This is a genomic window from Pseudomonas sp. TH15 (assembly GCF_016651105.1).
Lineage (GTDB): Bacteria > Pseudomonadota > Gammaproteobacteria > Pseudomonadales > Pseudomonadaceae > Aquipseudomonas.
In genome coordinates this window covers 553914-570606 of record NZ_JAEKEL010000002.1, presented here as the reverse complement: position 1 = coordinate 570606, position 16693 = coordinate 553914, and the positions used below count along the sequence as shown (strand labels likewise).

13 protein-coding genes are annotated in these 16693 nt (G+C 58.8%); 8 read left to right on the top strand and 5 right to left on the bottom strand.

The features are described 5' to 3' along the window. The first annotated feature begins 185 nt into the window (after nt 1–185). Entirely contained in the window at nt 186–1673 is a 1488-nt protein-coding gene (locus JFT87_RS26435; RefSeq protein ID WP_201206767.1) for a helicase HerA-like domain-containing protein, read from the top strand. A gap of 168 nt (nt 1674–1841) precedes the next feature. On the opposite strand, the gene JFT87_RS26430 is transcribed toward JFT87_RS26435, so the two are convergent. After that, nucleotides 1842–2297 (bottom strand): DUF721 domain-containing protein, encoded by a 456-nt coding sequence (locus JFT87_RS26430; RefSeq protein ID WP_201206191.1) that lies wholly within the window; start codon nt 2295–2297, stop codon nt 1842–1844. Nucleotides 2298–2604: 307 nt separating this feature from the next. On the opposite strand from JFT87_RS26430, the gene secA reads away from it, so the two are divergent. The 4 genes from secA (at nt 2605) to JFT87_RS26410 (ending at nt 8405) form a co-directional block, all read left to right on the top strand. Continuing rightward, a complete protein-coding gene (gene secA / locus JFT87_RS26425) occupies nt 2605–5340 on the top strand; it encodes a preprotein translocase subunit SecA (protein WP_201206189.1) in 2736 nt (911 codons plus the stop codon). A gap of 122 nt (nt 5341–5462) precedes the next feature. Next, on the top strand, nt 5463–6680 hold the full coding sequence (gene argJ, locus JFT87_RS26420) for a bifunctional glutamate N-acetyltransferase/amino-acid acetyltransferase ArgJ (RefSeq protein WP_201206187.1): 1218 nt from the start codon (nt 5463–5465) through the stop codon (nt 6678–6680). Between the two features lie 148 nt (nt 6681–6828). Then, nucleotides 6829–7461 (top strand): glutathione S-transferase family protein, encoded by a 633-nt coding sequence (locus JFT87_RS26415; protein ID WP_201206185.1) that lies wholly within the window; start codon nt 6829–6831, stop codon nt 7459–7461. Further along, complete coding sequence (locus JFT87_RS26410; RefSeq protein WP_201206183.1) at nt 7458–8405, top strand: Nudix family hydrolase; 948 nt, start codon at nt 7458–7460, stop codon at nt 8403–8405. Before JFT87_RS26415 ends, JFT87_RS26410 begins: the two co-directional genes overlap by 4 nt. Before the next feature lie 121 nt (nt 8406–8526). Here the strand turns inward: JFT87_RS26410 and JFT87_RS26405 are convergent, their stop codons facing one another. From JFT87_RS26405 to JFT87_RS26395, 3 genes are read right to left on the bottom strand one after another with little or no spacing between them, the layout of a single operon-like run. Then, nucleotides 8527–9111, bottom strand: coding sequence for a cob(I)yrinic acid a,c-diamide adenosyltransferase (locus JFT87_RS26405; RefSeq protein ID WP_201206181.1), 585 nt, complete (start codon nt 9109–9111; stop codon nt 8527–8529). A gap of 2 nt (nt 9112–9113) precedes the next feature. Further along, a complete protein-coding gene (locus JFT87_RS26400) occupies nt 9114–11150 on the bottom strand; it encodes a sensor histidine kinase (RefSeq protein ID WP_201206179.1) in 2037 nt (678 codons plus the stop codon). Between the two features lie 45 nt (nt 11151–11195). After that, nucleotides 11196–12113: a putative 2-dehydropantoate 2-reductase gene (locus JFT87_RS26395; RefSeq protein ID WP_201206177.1), complete on the bottom strand. Its 918-nt coding sequence runs from the start codon at nt 12111–12113 to the stop codon at nt 11196–11198. A 140-nt stretch (nt 12114–12253) separates the two neighbouring features. Here JFT87_RS26395 and JFT87_RS26390 point away from each other — a divergent pair, with 140 nt between their 5' ends. Together JFT87_RS26390 and JFT87_RS26385 are read left to right on the top strand one after the other, a co-directional pair. After that, the gene (locus JFT87_RS26390) at nt 12254–12739 is read left to right on the top strand and encodes a YajQ family cyclic di-GMP-binding protein (protein WP_201206175.1); all 486 of its coding nucleotides are present in this window, start codon (nt 12254–12256) and stop codon (nt 12737–12739) included. Between the two features lie 201 nt (nt 12740–12940). Next, a complete protein-coding gene (locus JFT87_RS26385; RefSeq protein WP_201206173.1) occupies nt 12941–13783 on the top strand; it encodes a mechanosensitive ion channel family protein in 843 nt (280 codons plus the stop codon). A 242-nt stretch (nt 13784–14025) separates the two neighbouring features. Here the strand turns inward: JFT87_RS26385 and JFT87_RS26380 are convergent, their stop codons facing one another. Beyond that, nucleotides 14026–15351, bottom strand: coding sequence for an OprD family porin (locus JFT87_RS26380; RefSeq protein WP_201206171.1), 1326 nt, complete (start codon nt 15349–15351; stop codon nt 14026–14028). 914 nt (nt 15352–16265) lie between these two features. Between JFT87_RS26380 and JFT87_RS26375 the strand changes: the two genes are divergently transcribed. Then, nucleotides 16266–16691: an HIT family protein gene (locus JFT87_RS26375; protein ID WP_201194079.1), complete on the top strand. Its 426-nt coding sequence runs from the start codon at nt 16266–16268 to the stop codon at nt 16689–16691. Nucleotides 16692–16693 lie beyond the last annotated feature (2 nt).

Below are 16693 nucleotides of genomic sequence, written 5' to 3'. Positions count from 1 at the left end.
CTTGGGGTGTCCGCTAAGGTCTAAATGTCCAGGGCGTGCTTTTATAAAGACGCGCCAAACGGGCAGTGGTGAAAGTAAGCTGATATTCCGTCTCTCCTTAGGGAATTACCGACGCTCTTTTCAGTCTGGTCTCTCGCCTCTTTTTATCGGCCGTGAAGGATCAAAGATTAACCATGGGTGACAAAATGCCGGACTCATCGCAACTCGTTATCGGCGCCGACCTTGCGGGGCAGCCGATCACCCAGGCCATGCGCCTGGCGAACCGTCACGGTCTGGTCGCGGGCGCCACCGGCACCGGCAAAACCGTCACCTTGCAGCGTCTGGCCGAAGCGTTTAGCGATGCAGGTGTGGCGGTGTTCGCGGCCGATATCAAAGGTGACCTGTGCGGCCTCGGTGCCGCCGGCAATCCGCAAGGCAAGGTCGCCGAGCGGATCGCCGGGATGCCTTGGCTCAATTACACGCCGCAGGCCTATCCGGTGACGTTGTGGGACATTCACGGTGAGAGCGGTCATCCATTGCGCACCACCCTGAGTGAAATGGGACCGTTGCTGATCGGCGCCCTGCTGGAACTGACCGACAGCCAGCAGTCGGCGCTGTACGCCGCGTTCAAGGTCGCGGACCGCGAAGGCCTGTTACTGCTGGATCTCAAGGACTTGAAAGCGCTGCTCAATCACCTGCGGGACAACCCGCAATTGTTGGGCGACGATGCGGCATTAATGACCACTGGTTCCAGTCAGGCCCTGCTGCGGCGGTTGGCAACCCTGGAACAGCAGGGTGCCGAAGCGCTGTTTGGCGAGCCGGCGCTGCAACTCGAAGACATTCTGCAACCGGCCGCCGATGGTCGCGGGCGTATTCACCTGCTCGATGCCAGCCGTCTGGTGCATGAAGCGCCGAAGGTTTATGCGACGTTCCTGCTGTGGTTGTTGGCTGAACTGTTCGAGCAACTGCCGGAGCGCGGCGATGCGGACAAACCACTGCTGGCGTTGTTTTTCGACGAGGCGCACTTGTTGTTCGCCGGCACGCCCAAGGCGTTGCAGGATCGGCTGGAGCAAGTGGTGCGGTTGATTCGTTCCAAAGGCGTCGGCGTGTATTTCGTCACCCAATCACCGGGGGACTTGCCGGACGACGTGCTGGCCCAGCTCGGCCTGCGTGTTCAGCATGGCTTGCGGGCGTTCACCACCAAGGAGCAGAAATCCTTGCGCGCCGTGGCTGAAGGCTTCCGGCCAAACCCGGCGTTTGATGCCTTGTCGGTGTTGACCGAGCTGGGGATTGGCGAAGCGCTGGTCGGGACCTTGCAGGACAAGGGCACGCCGGAGATGGTCCAGCGGGTGCTGGTCGCACCGCCGCAATCGCGGATCGGGCCGTTGACCGAAACCGAGCGCACGATGCTGATCGCCGGGTCGCCGTTCAAGGGGCGTTATGACAAACCAATTGATCGTGAGTCGGCGTATGAAGTGCTGATGGCACGTAAGAGTCTGGCGCCTGAAGCCGAGGTGGCGGCGGGTAAGCCTGCGCCAGAAGAGCCGAGTTTCACCGACAAAGCCGGGGAATTCCTCGGTACGGCGGCGGGGCAGGCGCTTAAATCGGCGATGCGACAGGCGGCTAATCAGTTGGGCCGACAGTTGGTGCGCGGGTTGATGGGCTCGTTGCTTGGCGGCAGCAAACGCCGATAGCAAGCGGGCACGGTCAAAATGTGGGAGCGGGCTTGCTCGCGAATGCGGTGCGTCATTCAACAATGATGTTGAATGTTAGACCGCGTGTAGGAGCGAGGCTTGCCCGCGAAGAGCCCTTCAAGACCGCCAAAAGCTTCGCGGGCAAGCCTCGCTCCTGCAGGGGTTGTGTCAGTCCTTGGGTTTGGCGTGAGCCGCAAGGCGCTCCAGCGCCGCCCGCAGGTTCGGATCTGTGATGCCGTCGGCCGTCGCCTGAATCGTCGCGCCCGCATCCATCGACAAACTGATGGTATGCCCCGCCGCGCCCTGCTGAACGGTCGGCGGCTGCACCTTGAACAGAATCCGGGTCAGGCTGGCAAACTCATCAAACAACTGTAATTGGCGCTGCAGACGCTTTTGTTGGTAACGCAGGCGGGTTGCCCAGTGACCGTCGGTGACGATCAACAACAAACTGCCTTCGCGCCACGAGGCTACATGGCAGTGCTCGCGGGCGGCGGGCTGCAACTGGCTTTCCAGCAGACGTTGTAAATGACCCAGGCGTTGAGCGTGGCCGAAGATGGCTTTCAGCGGTTTGGCTTCGCGAAGCAGAACGGCGGGTGCTCTGGCCGTAAGAGGGCGAAATGCCATGATCAGACACCTGAAGTAACAGAGCGGCCATGGTAGCAGAAAGCACTCGATGAGCCTGACCCATTGCTTTGCGAGCGCTTTACCCATTAAATCAACAAGTAACTTCTGCCGTGAATGGGTTGAAGTTCAGTAAAAAGCCCTTATTTTAAGTGAGCCCCGTAACAGCGCAGTGCATGCATCGTGGAATAACGCCACTTTCCTCACCATCGTTTCCGGGTAGAATGCTCGTTCGCATGCGGCCATGAGGGCTGCACGGGCGACTCACGGGGCCGCCCTCCATCCCTTTAGTGTGGAAGATCCTGCCGATATGTTTGCGCCTTTGTTAAAGAAACTTTTTGGAAGCAAGAACGAGCGTGAAGTCAAACGCATGCTCAAGACGGTGCAATTCGTCAATGCCTTCGAAGAGCAAATGGTAGCCCTTTCGGACGATCAATTGCGTGCCAAGACAGACGAGTTCAAGGCCCGCATCGCCAAAGGGGAAACCCTCGACAAGCTGCTGCCAGAAGCCTTTGCGGTCGCCCGCGAAGCCGGTAAGCGCGTCATGGGTATGCGTCACTTCGATGTCCAACTGATCGGCGGCATGACCTTGCATGAAGGCATGATCGCGGAAATGCGTACCGGTGAAGGCAAGACCCTGGTGGCAACACTGGGTGTTTACCTCAACGCGCTGTCCGGCAAGGGCGTGCACGTTGTAACGGTGAACGACTACCTGGCCCGTCGCGACGCCAACTGGATGCGTCCGCTCTACGAATTCCTCGGCCTGACGGTCGGCGTGGTTACGCCGTTCCAGCCGCCGGAAGAGAAACGCCTGGCTTACGCCGCCGATATCACCTACGGCACCAACAACGAATTCGGTTTCGACTACCTGCGCGACAACATGGCGTTCAGCATGGAAGAAAAATTCCAGCGCGAACTCAATTTTGCCGTGATCGACGAAGTCGACTCCATCCTCATCGACGAAGCCCGTACTCCACTGATCATTTCCGGTCAGGCCGAGGACAGCTCCAAGCTGTACATCGAGATCAACAAACTGATCCCGCAGCTGGAATTGCACATCGAAGAAGTCGAAGGCGAAGTTACCAAGGCTGGCCACTACACCGTCGACGAGAAGACCCGCCAGGTCGAACTCAACGAAGCCGGTCACCAGTACGTCGAAGAAATGCTCACCCGTATCGGCCTGCTGGCTGAAGGCGAGAGCCTGTATTCGGCGCATAACCTGGGCCTGCTGACCCACGTTTATGCAGGTCTGCGTGCGCACAAGCTGTTCCATCGCAACATCGAATACATCGTGCAGGACGGTCAGGTTGTCCTGGTCGACGAACACACCGGTCGTACCATGCCGGGCCGTCGTTTGTCCGAAGGCCTGCACCAGGCCATCGAAGCCAAGGAAAACCTGAACATCCAGGCCGAAAGCCAGACCCTGGCCTCGACCACGTTCCAGAACTACTTCCGTCTGTACAACAAGCTGTCCGGCATGACCGGTACCGCAGACACCGAAGCGTTCGAATTCCACCAGATCTACGGTCTGTCGGTGATGGTTATCCCGCCGAACAAACCGCTGGCGCGTAAAGACTACAACGACCTGGTGTTCCTCACCGCGGACGAGAAGTACGCCGCCATCGTCGCCGACATCAAGGAATGCATGACCCAGGGCCGTCCGGTGCTGGTGGGTACTGCGACCATTGAAACGTCTGAGCACATGTCCAGCCTGCTCGTGAAAGAAGGCATCGAACACAAGGTTCTGAACGCCAAGTTCCACGAAAAGGAAGCCGAGATCATTGCCCAGGCCGGTCGTCCAGGCGCACTGACCATCGCCACCAACATGGCCGGTCGTGGTACCGACATCCTGTTGGGCGGTAACTGGGAAGTGGAAGTGGCATCCCTGGAAGACCCGACCCCTGAGCAAATCGCTCAGATCAAGGCTGACTGGCAGAAACGTCACCAGCAAGTGCTGGAGTCCGGTGGCCTGCAGGTGATCGCTTCCGAACGTCATGAATCGCGCCGTATCGACAACCAGTTGCGTGGTCGTGCCGGTCGTCAGGGTGACGCCGGTTCGAGCCGCTTCTACCTGTCGCTGGAAGACAGCCTGATGCGCATCTTCGCCTCTGACCGGGTGAAGAACTTCATGAAAGCCCTGGGCATGCAGTCCGGTGAAGCGATCGAGCACCGCATGGTGACCAACGCCATCGAGAAGGCTCAGCGCAAGGTTGAAGGCCGTAACTTCGACATTCGCAAGCAACTGCTCGAGTTCGACGACGTCAACAACGAACAGCGTAAAGTGATCTATCACATGCGTAACACGTTGCTGGCCGCCGACAACATCGGTGAAACCATCGCCGACTTCCGTCAGGACGTGCTCAACGCTACCGTCAGCGCGCACATTCCACCGCAGTCGCTGCCAGAGCAGTGGGACGTGGCCGGTCTGGAAGCGACCTTGCAGAGCGACTTCGGCGTGGCACTGCCGATCCAGCAATGGCTCGACGAAGACGATCACCTGTACGAAGAAACCCTGCGCGAGAAGCTGATGCACGAGCTGATCGCCGCGTACAACGAGAAAGAAGACCAGGCGGGCGTTGAAGCGCTGCGCAGCTTCGAGAAGCAAATCGTACTGCGCGTTCTGGACGATCTGTGGAAAGACCACCTGTCGACCATGGACCACCTGCGTCACGGCATCCACTTGCGTGGTTACGCTCAGAAGAACCCGAAGCAGGAATACAAGCGCGAGTCCTACACGCTGTTCTCCGAGCTGCTGGATTCGATCAAGCGCGACTCGATCCGTGTACTGTCCCACGTTCAGGTTCGCCGCGAAGATCCGGAAGCAGAGGAACAACGCCTGCGTCAGGAAGCCGAGGCACTGGCCGCGCGTATGCAGTTCCTGCATGACGAAGCGCCAGGTCTTGAACAACCGGAACTGCTCGGTGAAGAGGTCGACGTAGCCTTGGCTGTCGCACCGGTTCGCAACGAACAGAAGCTGGGCCGTAACGAACTGTGCTACTGCGGTTCGGGCAAGAAATTCAAGCATTGCCACGGGCAGATCCAGTAAAACCCGTTTCAAACGCTGAAATACCCGCGCCGCGACCGGCATCAGCCGTCGCGGCGTTTTGCCATTTAAACCCACCGTCTTCCTGATGACGGTGCTGACATCATTTTTAAAGGAGCGCATTCATGGCTGTTGGTCTTGGTCCTTTGCCAACGTTGCACCCGGTTGCCGGTTTTGAACTCGGTATCGCCTCGGCCGGCATCAAGCGCCCAGGGCGCAAGGATGTCGTGGTCATGCGCTGTGCCGAAGGTTCCACGGTCGCGGGCGTGTTCACCCTGAACGCTTTCTGCGCAGCTCCCGTGATTCTGGCCAAGCAACGTGTGCAAGGGCCGGTGCGTTACCTGCTGACCAACACTGGCAATGCCAACGCCGGCACTGGCGAACCTGGCCTGGCGGCTGCCGAGCGCACCTGCGCCAAACTGGCTGAACTGACTGGCGTCGATGCCAGCCTGGTGCTGCCGTACTCCACCGGTGTAATCGGCGAGCCGCTGCCGGTCGAGAAAATCGAGGGCGCGTTGCAAGCCGCCCTCGACGACCTGTCGGTAAACAACTGGGAAGCTGCCGCCACCGGCATCATGACCACCGACACCTTGCCAAAAGGTGCCAGCCGCCAGTTCCAGCATGACGGCGTGACCATTACCGTCACCGGTATCAGCAAAGGCGCGGGCATGATTCGTCCGAACATGGCGACCATGCTCGGCTACATCGCGACCGACGCCAAAGTCTCCCGCGAGGTGCTGCAAAACCTGTTGCTGGACGGCGCCAACAAGTCGTTCAACCGCATCACCATCGACGGCGACACCTCGACCAACGACTGCTGCATGCTGATCGCCACCGGTCAGGCCGCGTTGCCGGAAATCACCAGCGCCAGCGGTGAACTGTTCGCCAAGCTCAAGCAAGCCGTGTTCGAAGTCTGCATGGATGTGGCCCAGGCCATCGTGCGTGACGGCGAAGGTGCCACCAAGTTCGTGACCGTTGAAGTCAACGGCGGTGGCAATCACCAGGAATGCCTGGACGTCGGTTACACCGTGGCCCACTCGCCGCTGATCAAGACCGCGCTGTTCGCCTCCGATCCGAACTGGGGCCGTATCCTGGCCGCCGTCGGCCGTGCCGGCGTGCCGAACCTGGACGTGAGCAAGATCGACGTGTTCCTGGGTGATGTGTGCATCGCCAGCCGTGGCGCTCGCGCATCGACCTACACCGAAGCCCAGGGCTCGGCGGTGATGCAGCAGGAAGAAATCACTATCCGTATCGAACTGGGCCGCGGCGATTGCAGCGAAACCATCTGGACCACCGACCTGTCCCACGAATACGTGAAGATCAACGCCGAGTACCGTACGTAAGACCGAGTCGCTCCATTCGCGAGCAGGCTCGCTCCCACATTGGATTTGTGTACACCGCAATACCCTGTAGGAGCGAGGCTTGCCCGCGAAGACGGACTACCAGACGCTAGAGATTCTGGCCTGAATTCCCCATCAAAAGGTCCCGAACATGAGCCTGCACCTGATCATCGGCGACAAACTGCTTTCCTCCTGGTCCCTGCGCGGTGCACTGGCCCTCGATCTGGCCGGTGCTCCCTACACCGAAGAACTGATCAAGCTCGGCCAGCCGGACACCCGTGAACGCCTGCTCAAGCATTCGCCGACCGGCAAAGTCCCGCTGCTGAAAACCGAACACGGCGTTATCGCCGATTCGCTGGCGATTGCCGAATACCTGGCTGAACAGTTTCCCGATGCCGGTCTCTGGCCCAAAGACACCGCCGCCCGTGCCCAGGCACGTTCGGCTTGCGCGCAGATGCACAGCGGTTTCTTTGGCTTGCGCAGCAACATGTCGTTTGACCTGAGCCGTGACGAAGCGCTGGCCTCGACCCCGGCGGATGCTCAGGCAGACATCGAGCGGATGCTGGCGTTGTGGGCTGAATGCCGCGCGGTTGCCACCGAAACCGGTCCGTTCCTGTTCGGCGGTGCAACCCTGGCCGATGCATTCTTCGCACCGATTGCCGTGCGTCTGCGCACTTATCAGGTGAAGCTGCCTGCTGTGGATGAAGCCTATGTCGAAACCATTTACCAATGGCCAGCCTTCAAGGCTTGGCAGAAGGACGCTCTGGAGGAGGTAACGCAGTGAAACGAGTACACGTCGCCGCCGCTGTTATCCGTGACAGCGCTGGCAAGATCCTCATCGCCCGCCGTGCCGATACCCAGCATCAGGGCGGTTTGTGGGAGTTTCCCGGTGGCAAGGTCGAGGCCGACGAGTCGGTCGAAACCGCTTTGGCACGCGAACTTCAGGAAGAGTTGGGGATTGTCGTCGGTGCAGCGCGACCGCTGATCAAGGTTCAACACGATTACCCGGACAAGCAGGTGTTGCTGGACGTCTGGGAAGTCTCGGCATTTACCGGCGAGCCTCACGGTGCTGAAGGCCAGCCGTTGGAGTGGGTTGCGCCCCGTGATCTGCTGAACTACGAGTTCCCGGCGGCCAACCAGCCGATCGTTGCGGCCGCACGGCTGCCGGCGGAGTACCTGATTACCCCGGAAGATCTGGAAACCCCGGCCTTGCTGCGCGGTATCCAGAAAGCCATTGCCGGTGGCATCAAGTTGATTGTGTTGCGGGCACCGAACGGCTACGACCCCAAGTACCGTGACCTCGCGGTGGATGCTGCCGGGTTGTGTGCCGGCAAGGCGCAACTGATGATCAAGGGGCCGTTCGAATGGCTCGGCGATTTTCCTTCCGCCGGTTGGCACATCACCTCTGCTCAGTTGCGTAAATACGCAGCCGCAGGCCGTCCGTTGCCGGCGGAGCGCTGGTTGGCGGCGTCGTGCCACAACGCTGAAGAGTTGGCGTTGGCTGAGCAGATGGGCGTGGATTTTGTGACGCTGTCGCCGGTGCAACCGACGCTGACGCACCCGGATGCGCAACCGCTGGGCTGGGAGCAGGCGTCGACATTGATCGAAGGGTTTAGCAAACCGGTGTTTCTGCTGGGCGGGGTTGGCCCGGCGGAGCGGGAGAAGGCCTGGAGTTCTGGGGCTCAAGGCGTGGCGGGAATTCGCGCGTTCTGGCCTGAACCTTTGTAAAAGGCCACTGGCCTCATCGCTGGCAAGCCAGCTCCCACAGGTATTTTGGTGAACACAGTGTTAGTGAACGACCCAAAACCCTGTGGGAGCTGGCTTGCCAGCGATGGCGGCCGATCAGGCGCTACAGATCTGAAGGTTTGGCCGCTGGCTGCCACAAAATCTCGGCAATCCCCTGACGCTTGGCAATCAACCTTGCCACCACAAACAGCAAATCCGACAGCCGATTGATATACGCCAGGCCAACCCCGGCCAGCGGTTCAACGGCATTCAAATGCTGACAGCGCCGTTCCGCACTGCGGGCCAGGCTGCGACAGACGTGGGCCTGGGCAATCAACGCTGAACCGCCCGGCAGAATGAAATTCTCCAGCGGGCCCAACTCTTCATTCCAGACATCAATGGCTGCTTCCAGCCGCTCAATTTCCGCTGCGTTCAGCGCCTGATACACCGGCATCGCCAGTTCACCACCAAGGTCGAACAACCGATGCTGACACGGCGCCAATACCTCGATCACTTCAGTCAAACCCGGATACGCATCACTTTCCGCCGCCAACCCGGCCAACAACACGCCGACCTGACTGTTCAGCGTATCGACTTCCCCAATCGCCTCGATCCGCGGATGATCCTTGGGCACGCGGCGGCCATCGCCCAGGCCGGTTTCGCCTTTGTCGCCGGTGCGGGTGTAAATCTTCGACAAGCGAAAGCCCATGGTTACCTCGGTAGCTGATTGGTTTCGGCCGCAATGGCCGCCGGTTGCGCCAGCGGCAGGCGCAGGGTGAAGCAGGTGCCTTGGCCGAGCGCCGACTGCACTTCCATCTGGCCTTTGTGATTGTTGGTGATGATGAAATACGACACCGACAGCCCAAGGCCGGTGCCCTGGCCGATTTCCTTGGTGGTGAAGAATGGTTCGAAGGTGCGTTTGCGCACGTTCTCGCTCATGCCGATGCCGTTGTCCTCGACCTGGATTTCGGCCCACGGCGGATTGAGCTTGGTGCGCAGGACTATCCGCCCCGGTTCGCTGTCATCTTCACGTTGATGAATGGCCTGGGCGGCGTTTTTCAGCAGGTTGAGCAGCACCTGTTCCAGTTCGTTGGCGGTGCCGGGCACCGGGCCCAGCGCCGGGTCGAACTGACGAATGATTGCCTGGCCCTTGAAGTCGAAGCCGATGGCCAGGTCAAAGTCATTGCCGGCGATGTCCACCGCTTGATCGATCAGCGCCGGCAGGTCGCACGGGGCCATTTGTCGGGTGCTGCGACGGCTGAAGCTGAGCATGTGCGTGACGATCTTCGCGGCCCGTGCGCCGGCCTGTTGAATGCCGTCGAGCAACTGTGGCACTTCCCGGCCTTGCAGGTAACGGTTGACCACGTCCAGCTCGATCCCCAGTTGCTCGGCGGTTTCGAGGTTTTTCGGCAGTTCGGTAGACAAGCGTCGGCGGATGTTCTGCACGTTGTGCAGGATCGCGCCCAGCGGGTTGTTGATTTCGTGGGCCATACCGGCCGCGAGGCCACCGACCGAGAGCATTTTTTCCGACTGCACCATCATTTCTTCCAGGGACAAACGCTGGGTGATGTCATCGATCCGGATCACCACGCCGCGCCCGGCACCCCCCATCAGCGGGTAGAAGGTCAGGGCGTAGTGCTTGGGTTCGTCGTCCTTGAACCAGGTCACCCGCTCGATCTTGGCCACGGTGTGCTGCTCGACGGTTTGCTTGAGTTGCGGCAGAAACGGCTTGAGCGGTTCGAACGCCAGGAAGATCGGCTGGTTCAGCGCTTCATCCAGCCGCGTACCGGACAGGGCGCTGGCCTCCTGATTCCATTGCGTGACGTAGAGCTGTTCGTCGAGGGCGATCAGCGCCGACGGCATGGAGTCGATGATGCTGTTGAGGTAGTTCTGGAAACCGGTGAGCTTCTTCTCGATCTTGCTCCGGACCTGGACTTCCAGTTCCAGCTTGCGGTTGGTGTGGCGGGTTTCTTCCGCGAGGCCCTGGGCCTGATCGTAAGCGGCCTGGGAGTCGTCCCGGGCGCGTTTGAGCTGCTGCTCCCGGGCTTCAATGCGCGAAAGCATGGTGTTGAACGCCTCGGCGAGGCTGCCGATTTCATCGTGGTTGCCCCGGGAGGCGCGCAAGGCGTAGTTCTCTTCGCGGGTGACCTGCCGGGACAGCTCTTCGAGTTCATGGATCGGCCGGGTAATCAGGCGTTTGATCTGCCGGGCGATCACCAGCCACAGCAGTACGCTGAAGATCAGAATCCCCAGGCTCGCGGTCAGGGTGCCGGTGTAGAACGCCATCGGCAGTTCGCTGCTGGCTACCAGTAGCAGGTGGCCAGGATCGGTGCCGGGGCGGGGCAGGGTGATGATTTGATTGCTGCGAAACTCCGTGGCTTGCCAGGCTTCGATGTGCTTGTAGCGCTCGGGCAGCTTGAGCTTGTCGCCATGCTGCAACTGGGCCAGGCGTTCGCCGTTGCCGTCGTAGAGCGCCGCGGCACGCAACGGTGAATAGCTGTTGAGTTCGTTGAGCAGGCGATCGGCGCTTTGTGGCGACTTCAGTGCGTCGGACACCAGGCTCGGGTTGGAGATCAGTCTGCCGATGGTCTGCAAGGCCTGGGGCGCCATGCTTTCCTGGGAAATGTAATACGCGGCGCTGATAAAGGTCAGGTTGGCGACCAGCAGGACGGTGATCAACAGCACCAGCAGGGCGGCCAGCAGTTTCTGGCCGACGGGAAGGTTTTCGAGGCGCTGGCGCAGTGGCATCAGGTTCATCGCTGAAAAGGAACAAGTGGCCAGCGTAGCCGCTGCTCAGTCGCTGGGCAATCCAAGGCTGTGCAGATGAGCGATCAACCTCGACTCAAGCTGATTGAGGTGCGGCAGGTTCAACTGGTGCCGCGCCGCGACTTTGCAGACATGACCCAATAGATAGCTGATTTCGGTCCGGCGCTGATGGGCGACATCCTGATACATCGAGGAGTAATTGGCAGCGGTGGCCTGGATCACCCGCTCGACTTCCTGTTGCAGGAGTTCGGCGGCAGCCGGTTGGCCGCAACGCTCCAGTAAGTCGGTCAGTTCTGCGCAAAGGGTGGCGACTTCGCACTGGTGCTGCTGCAAACCGCCGTTACGGCAGTCGTGCAGCACAGTCAGCGGATTGATCGCACAGTTAAGCGCAAGCTTTCGCCACAGGCGGGTCAGGATCTCGGTGCTCCACTCGTGGGGAATCCCGGCGGCGCTCAAATCATCCAGCCAGATCGGCGCTACCGGATGACCGGCATCCCCCAGCCAGGTGTAACCATGACCGGCGAACACCACGCGCCAGTCGCCATCGCGAAACGCGCCTTCGGTGCTCGACGCACTGATGCAGCGCGCCTGTGGCACCCGCGCGGCAACGGCATCCTGACTGCCGAGGCCGTTCTGTAACAGAATCAGCTCGGCGCCAGAGGCCAAGCGCGGCGCCAGTCGGGCCACGGCTTTTTCGGCGTCGTAGGCTTTGCAGGCCACCAGCAGACGGCTGATCGGCTCACCGCCGTCGGGCGTTTCGCCGGGGATGTCATAGGTTTTTGCGACACCGTGTTCCACCAGCGTCAGACCGCCGGCCGCTTGATAGGACTGCAAGCGTTGCTCGTCACGCACGATCAGCCGGACCGCAACCCCGGCCCGCGCCAGACGGGTGGCCCACAACGTGCCGAGGCTGCCGGCGCCCAGAACATACCAGGTGGTGGACATCAGCTTTTTGCTCGGTTTGAGGCAGGCATGTGAGGCTCGCAGTATCGGTGGGGAAAGACCCGTTATAATGAGCCCGATTTTAACCGCAAGCCAAGCGCGCTCCATCGCTATCGAGCGCGCCTTTTTATTGGAGAAACTACATGCCGTCGTTCGACGTGGTATCCGAACTGGACAAACACGAAGTCACCAACGCGGTCGAGAACGCCGTCAAGGAACTCGATCGTCGTTATGACCTGAAAGGCAAGGGCACCTTTGAGTTCAAGGAAAAGGACCTGGCCGTCAACCTGACCGCTGAAGCTGATTTCCAGCTCGAAGCGATGATCGAGATCCTCAAGCTGGCCCTGGTCAAGCGCAAAATCGATGTGCAGTGCCTTGAAGTCAAAGACGCCTACGCGTCGGGCAAGCTGATGAAACAGGAAGCCGTTCTCAAGGAAGGCATCGACAAAGAGCTGGCGAAGAAAATTGTCGCTCACATCAAGGATGCCAAGCTCAAGGTCCAGGCCGCCATTCAGGGCGAGCAGGTACGTATTACCGGCAAGAAGCGTGACGATTTGCAGGAAGCCATTGCGGCCCTGCGCGCCAAGACGTTCGACATGCCGCTGCAGTTCAACAACTTCCGCGACTGACCTCGCAACGTGGGAACCTGTGGGAGCGGGCTTGCTCGCGAAGGGGCCGTATCAGTCAACATCACTGTTGAATGACACACCGCGTTCGTCGGAACGCCGCCCGGAGCAAGCCCGCTTCCACCTTGATAGTGCTTAACTCGGCGGGTTTTTTCTGCCGCTTATTTTTCGCGTGCCGGATGGCCGGAAATCAGGAGAAAGTAGATGGACTTGAATACTGAAGTGGACAATCTGGTCAAGGCGTCTCAAGCCTGGATTCCGATGATCATGGAATACGGCAGCCGCGTGTTGCTGGCAGTGATTACCCTGGCCATCGGCTGGTGGCTGATCAACAAGCTCACGCAAAAACTCGGCGGTTTGCTGGCACTGCGTAACGCTGACCTGGCGTTGCAGGGCTTCATCAGCAGCCTGGCCAACATCATTCTCAAAGTACTGCTGATTGTTAGCGTCGCCTCAATGATCGGTGTTGAAACCACCTCGTTCGTGGCAGCTATCGGTGCGGCCGGCCTGGCCATCGGTCTGGCTTTGCAGGGCAGCTTGGCGAACTTCGCTGGCGGCGTATTGATTCTGTTGTTCCGTCCGTTCCGCATTGGTGACTGGATCGAGGCTCAAGGCACAGCAGGTACTGTCGACAGCATTCAGATCTTTCATACGATCCTGCGTACGGGCGACAACAAGACCGTCATCGTGCCTAACGGTGTACTGTCCAACGGCATTATCACCAATACCAACCGTCAGCCGACTCGTAAAGTCGTGTTCGATGTAGGCGTGGACTACGAAGCGGACTTGCAGAAGGCCCGTGAGGTGTTGCTGGAACTGGCTAAAGACGAGCGAATCATGACCGAGCCTGCACCGCAGGCTGTTATTTCGACCCTCGGCGACAGTTCGATTACTGTTTCGCTGCGTGTTTGGGTCAAGACCGCGGACTACTGGGATGTGATGTTCCTGTTCAACGAACAATCCCGCAATCGTTTGAAGGCCGCTGGTATTAATATTCCGTTGCCACAGCGGGTTATTCGTGTGGTTCAGGAAAGCGCTGTTCAGTAACAACTTTGATACCTGGCCTTGCGGTCAGTTAACTAATGAAAACCCAGGAGCTGTTCGCACTCTTGGGTTTTTTTATGTCTGTGTTAAAAGATTGCTGGCTAATAGATAGCTGGCTAATCTTTGTTGTTTGGAAGTAAGTTGCCTGGCATAAGTAAGTCGGGCATAAAAAAACCGCTCACCTGAATCAGGTGAGCGGTTCTTGTTAGAGCAGAGCTCTACAGTACGTCAGCTGTGCATCCGGATTAGAGGATGTTCAGTGGGTACTCAACGATCAGACGGGTGTCGTTGTTGTCAGACGAGTAGCCGCTGTACGCGCCGTTGGAGCGGTACATGGCATAACGCAGACGGAACGACAGATCCTTGGCTGGACCTTCCTGAATCACGTATTTGGATTCGGCGTTCCACTCGTTCTCTTTACCTTCACCCAGACCGTTGGTCTCGATGTTGTCACCCATTACGTAACGGGTCATGAAGCTCAGGCCAGGTACGCCGTAGGTTTTCATGTTCAGGTCGTAACGAGCCTGCCAGGATTTCTCTTCGCGGCCGACGAAGTCGGAGATCTGGATGGAGTTGGCTACGAAGATTGTGCTGTTACCGTCAACGCCATAGTAGTAAGCGTTGTCGCCGCTCGACTGCTGGTAGGCAACGGTGAACTTGTGCGCGCCCAGGCTATAGGCAGCGGCCAGGGACCACAGGTTGTTGTCTACACCGAGGGTGCCGTCGCCGATGGCGTCAACCAGATCACCGCGCTTGTCGCCTTTGGTCTTGTAACCGTTCAGGTCGAAGTTCAGCGACTGTTCGTCGTTGATTGGCAGGGTGTAGTTCAGGTTGATGTAGTACTTCTTGAAGTACTCATCAGCGTCGGAGGCAGCCAGCGCACCGGTGAAGTTGTCGGTGAAGGCGTAGCTGGCACCGAAGATGTTGATGTTGGTCAGGCCTTTGCCGCCAAAGCCATTTTCATCAGGCAGACCGCCGATGCTGTCACGGCCCATACCGGTTTGCTTGCTCAGCGCGGTGAAACGACCGGCGCTCAGTTCCAGACCCTTGATCTCTTTGGAAGTGATCAGGGTACCGGTCGCGACTTCTGGCAGCAGTCGGCTGTCATCGGTGGCGAAAACCGGGCTGGCCACGAACTGCTGGCCGTATTTCAGAGTGGTGTCGGAAACGCGGAATTTAACTGCGCCGCCGATTTTGCCCTGGGATTTTTCCGGGTTGCCGTCGCTGTCGCTGGCGAACAGGCCGTTACCGCGGTGGCCCGAGCCGCCGTCCAGTTTGACCGAACCCATTGCCATGGCATCGAGACCGAAGCCTACGGTGCCTTGAGTGAAGCCCGACTCGTAGGTCAGCAGTTGGCTGACACCGGTGTCCTGACGATAGCCAGCGGTACCGGAAGAGCTGTTGCCTGCACCGTTTTTGTAATCGCGGTTCATGTATTCCATACGAGTCTTCAGTTTCAGACTCTGGTCTTCCAGGAAGCCTTTGGAATCATCCTGAGAGGACGCCATTGCGAACTGCGAGGTGCCTGCTGCAACTGCCAGTGCGATCATGCTCCACTTCATCACGCGCATCGTGATTTGCTCCTTTGGTTTTAGAAGAGTACTGCCGTCCCACCTGTTTTATTATCTGGGCGGCTCTTTCTTTTTGTGTCGGCGCAAACTTATATCACGCCGACAATGTTGGCGATACTTGCGTATCTAACCTTTCAGCTTCTTTACGACCCTGTCGCAAACGGCTTGGTAGATGTCGCAAATTCACTGCCCCGACGCAACCGGATTGACAACTTTAGCGTTGTTTTTCTGGGTTTGAGCATCGGTAAAAAGAGTCCCTGGTGAAACGTTTGAATCTCCATCGGGCAACCCTGCCACTGTTTTTATTTGCCTTAAGGTTCCCACTTCCAGCGGGGCGCTTATAGGCGATATGGGTGTGAATGCAACAAGCGTGCTCAAATCAGCAATTCGCACCTGTTTTTTTCTGTAGGCCTGCTTGCTGCTGTAAAAACCTCATAAAACCGGGGGGTTCAAGTCCGTTTTGTTTGCACTTGACGCCATGGTTTGCATGGTGTTGCCACATCGTGCTCGTCGAGCGACCACAAAAAACGTTACCGGTTCACACCAAAAGTGAGTAATTGGCGCAACCTGACGCACTCAGCGTAGACGCGCTGTGCGGTTTTGGTGCAAAAAATTTTAATCGCTGTACCGAATTCACACAGTGCGCACGTTTAGGGCATGAAAACGTACGGTTATCAGTGGGTCATTCCAGCGTTTTTTTTGTGGGTATCGGTTCTGTAATGGTGCGCTCCAGTGAAAAATGTCTCATGTCGGGGCGCTCGTCCCGCGTTGCTGAATGGACCGGTCTGGCTATGAGTACGGTTCGTCGTGAAGCCCGGGGCATTCGCAGGTATGCTGCCGTCCTGTCGCTTGGCGCGCAGCCTCAGATGAGGGGCGCTAAGCTGAAAATGATGAAACCGGCGGGAGTGCGCACAGTGTTCGCTTTAGATCCACGACTTCAACAAGACACCTTACCGATCGGGGATTTCCCACTCTGCCGGTTGCTCTTGTCCAACGATTCGAACTACCCCTGGTTCATCCTGGTGCCACGCCGCGAGGATATCAGCGAGTTGTTTCAGTTAGATGTCGCAGATCAACAGCAGCTCTGGCAGGAAACCACCGCCCTGGCAGAGATGCTCAAGGACTCGTTCGACGCCGACAAGCTGAACGTTGCCGCGCTGGGTAACGTTGTCAGTCAGCTGCATATGCATGTGATCGTGCGTAAGCGTGAAGACGCGGCGTGGCCAGCCCCGGTCTGGGGCAAGCACCCGGCCAAGCCCTACAGTGACGAACAGGTCGCGGTCATTCGCGAACGACTGCGTCTGGTCTTGACCGACAAATTCACGTTTCTGGAGGGCTGACA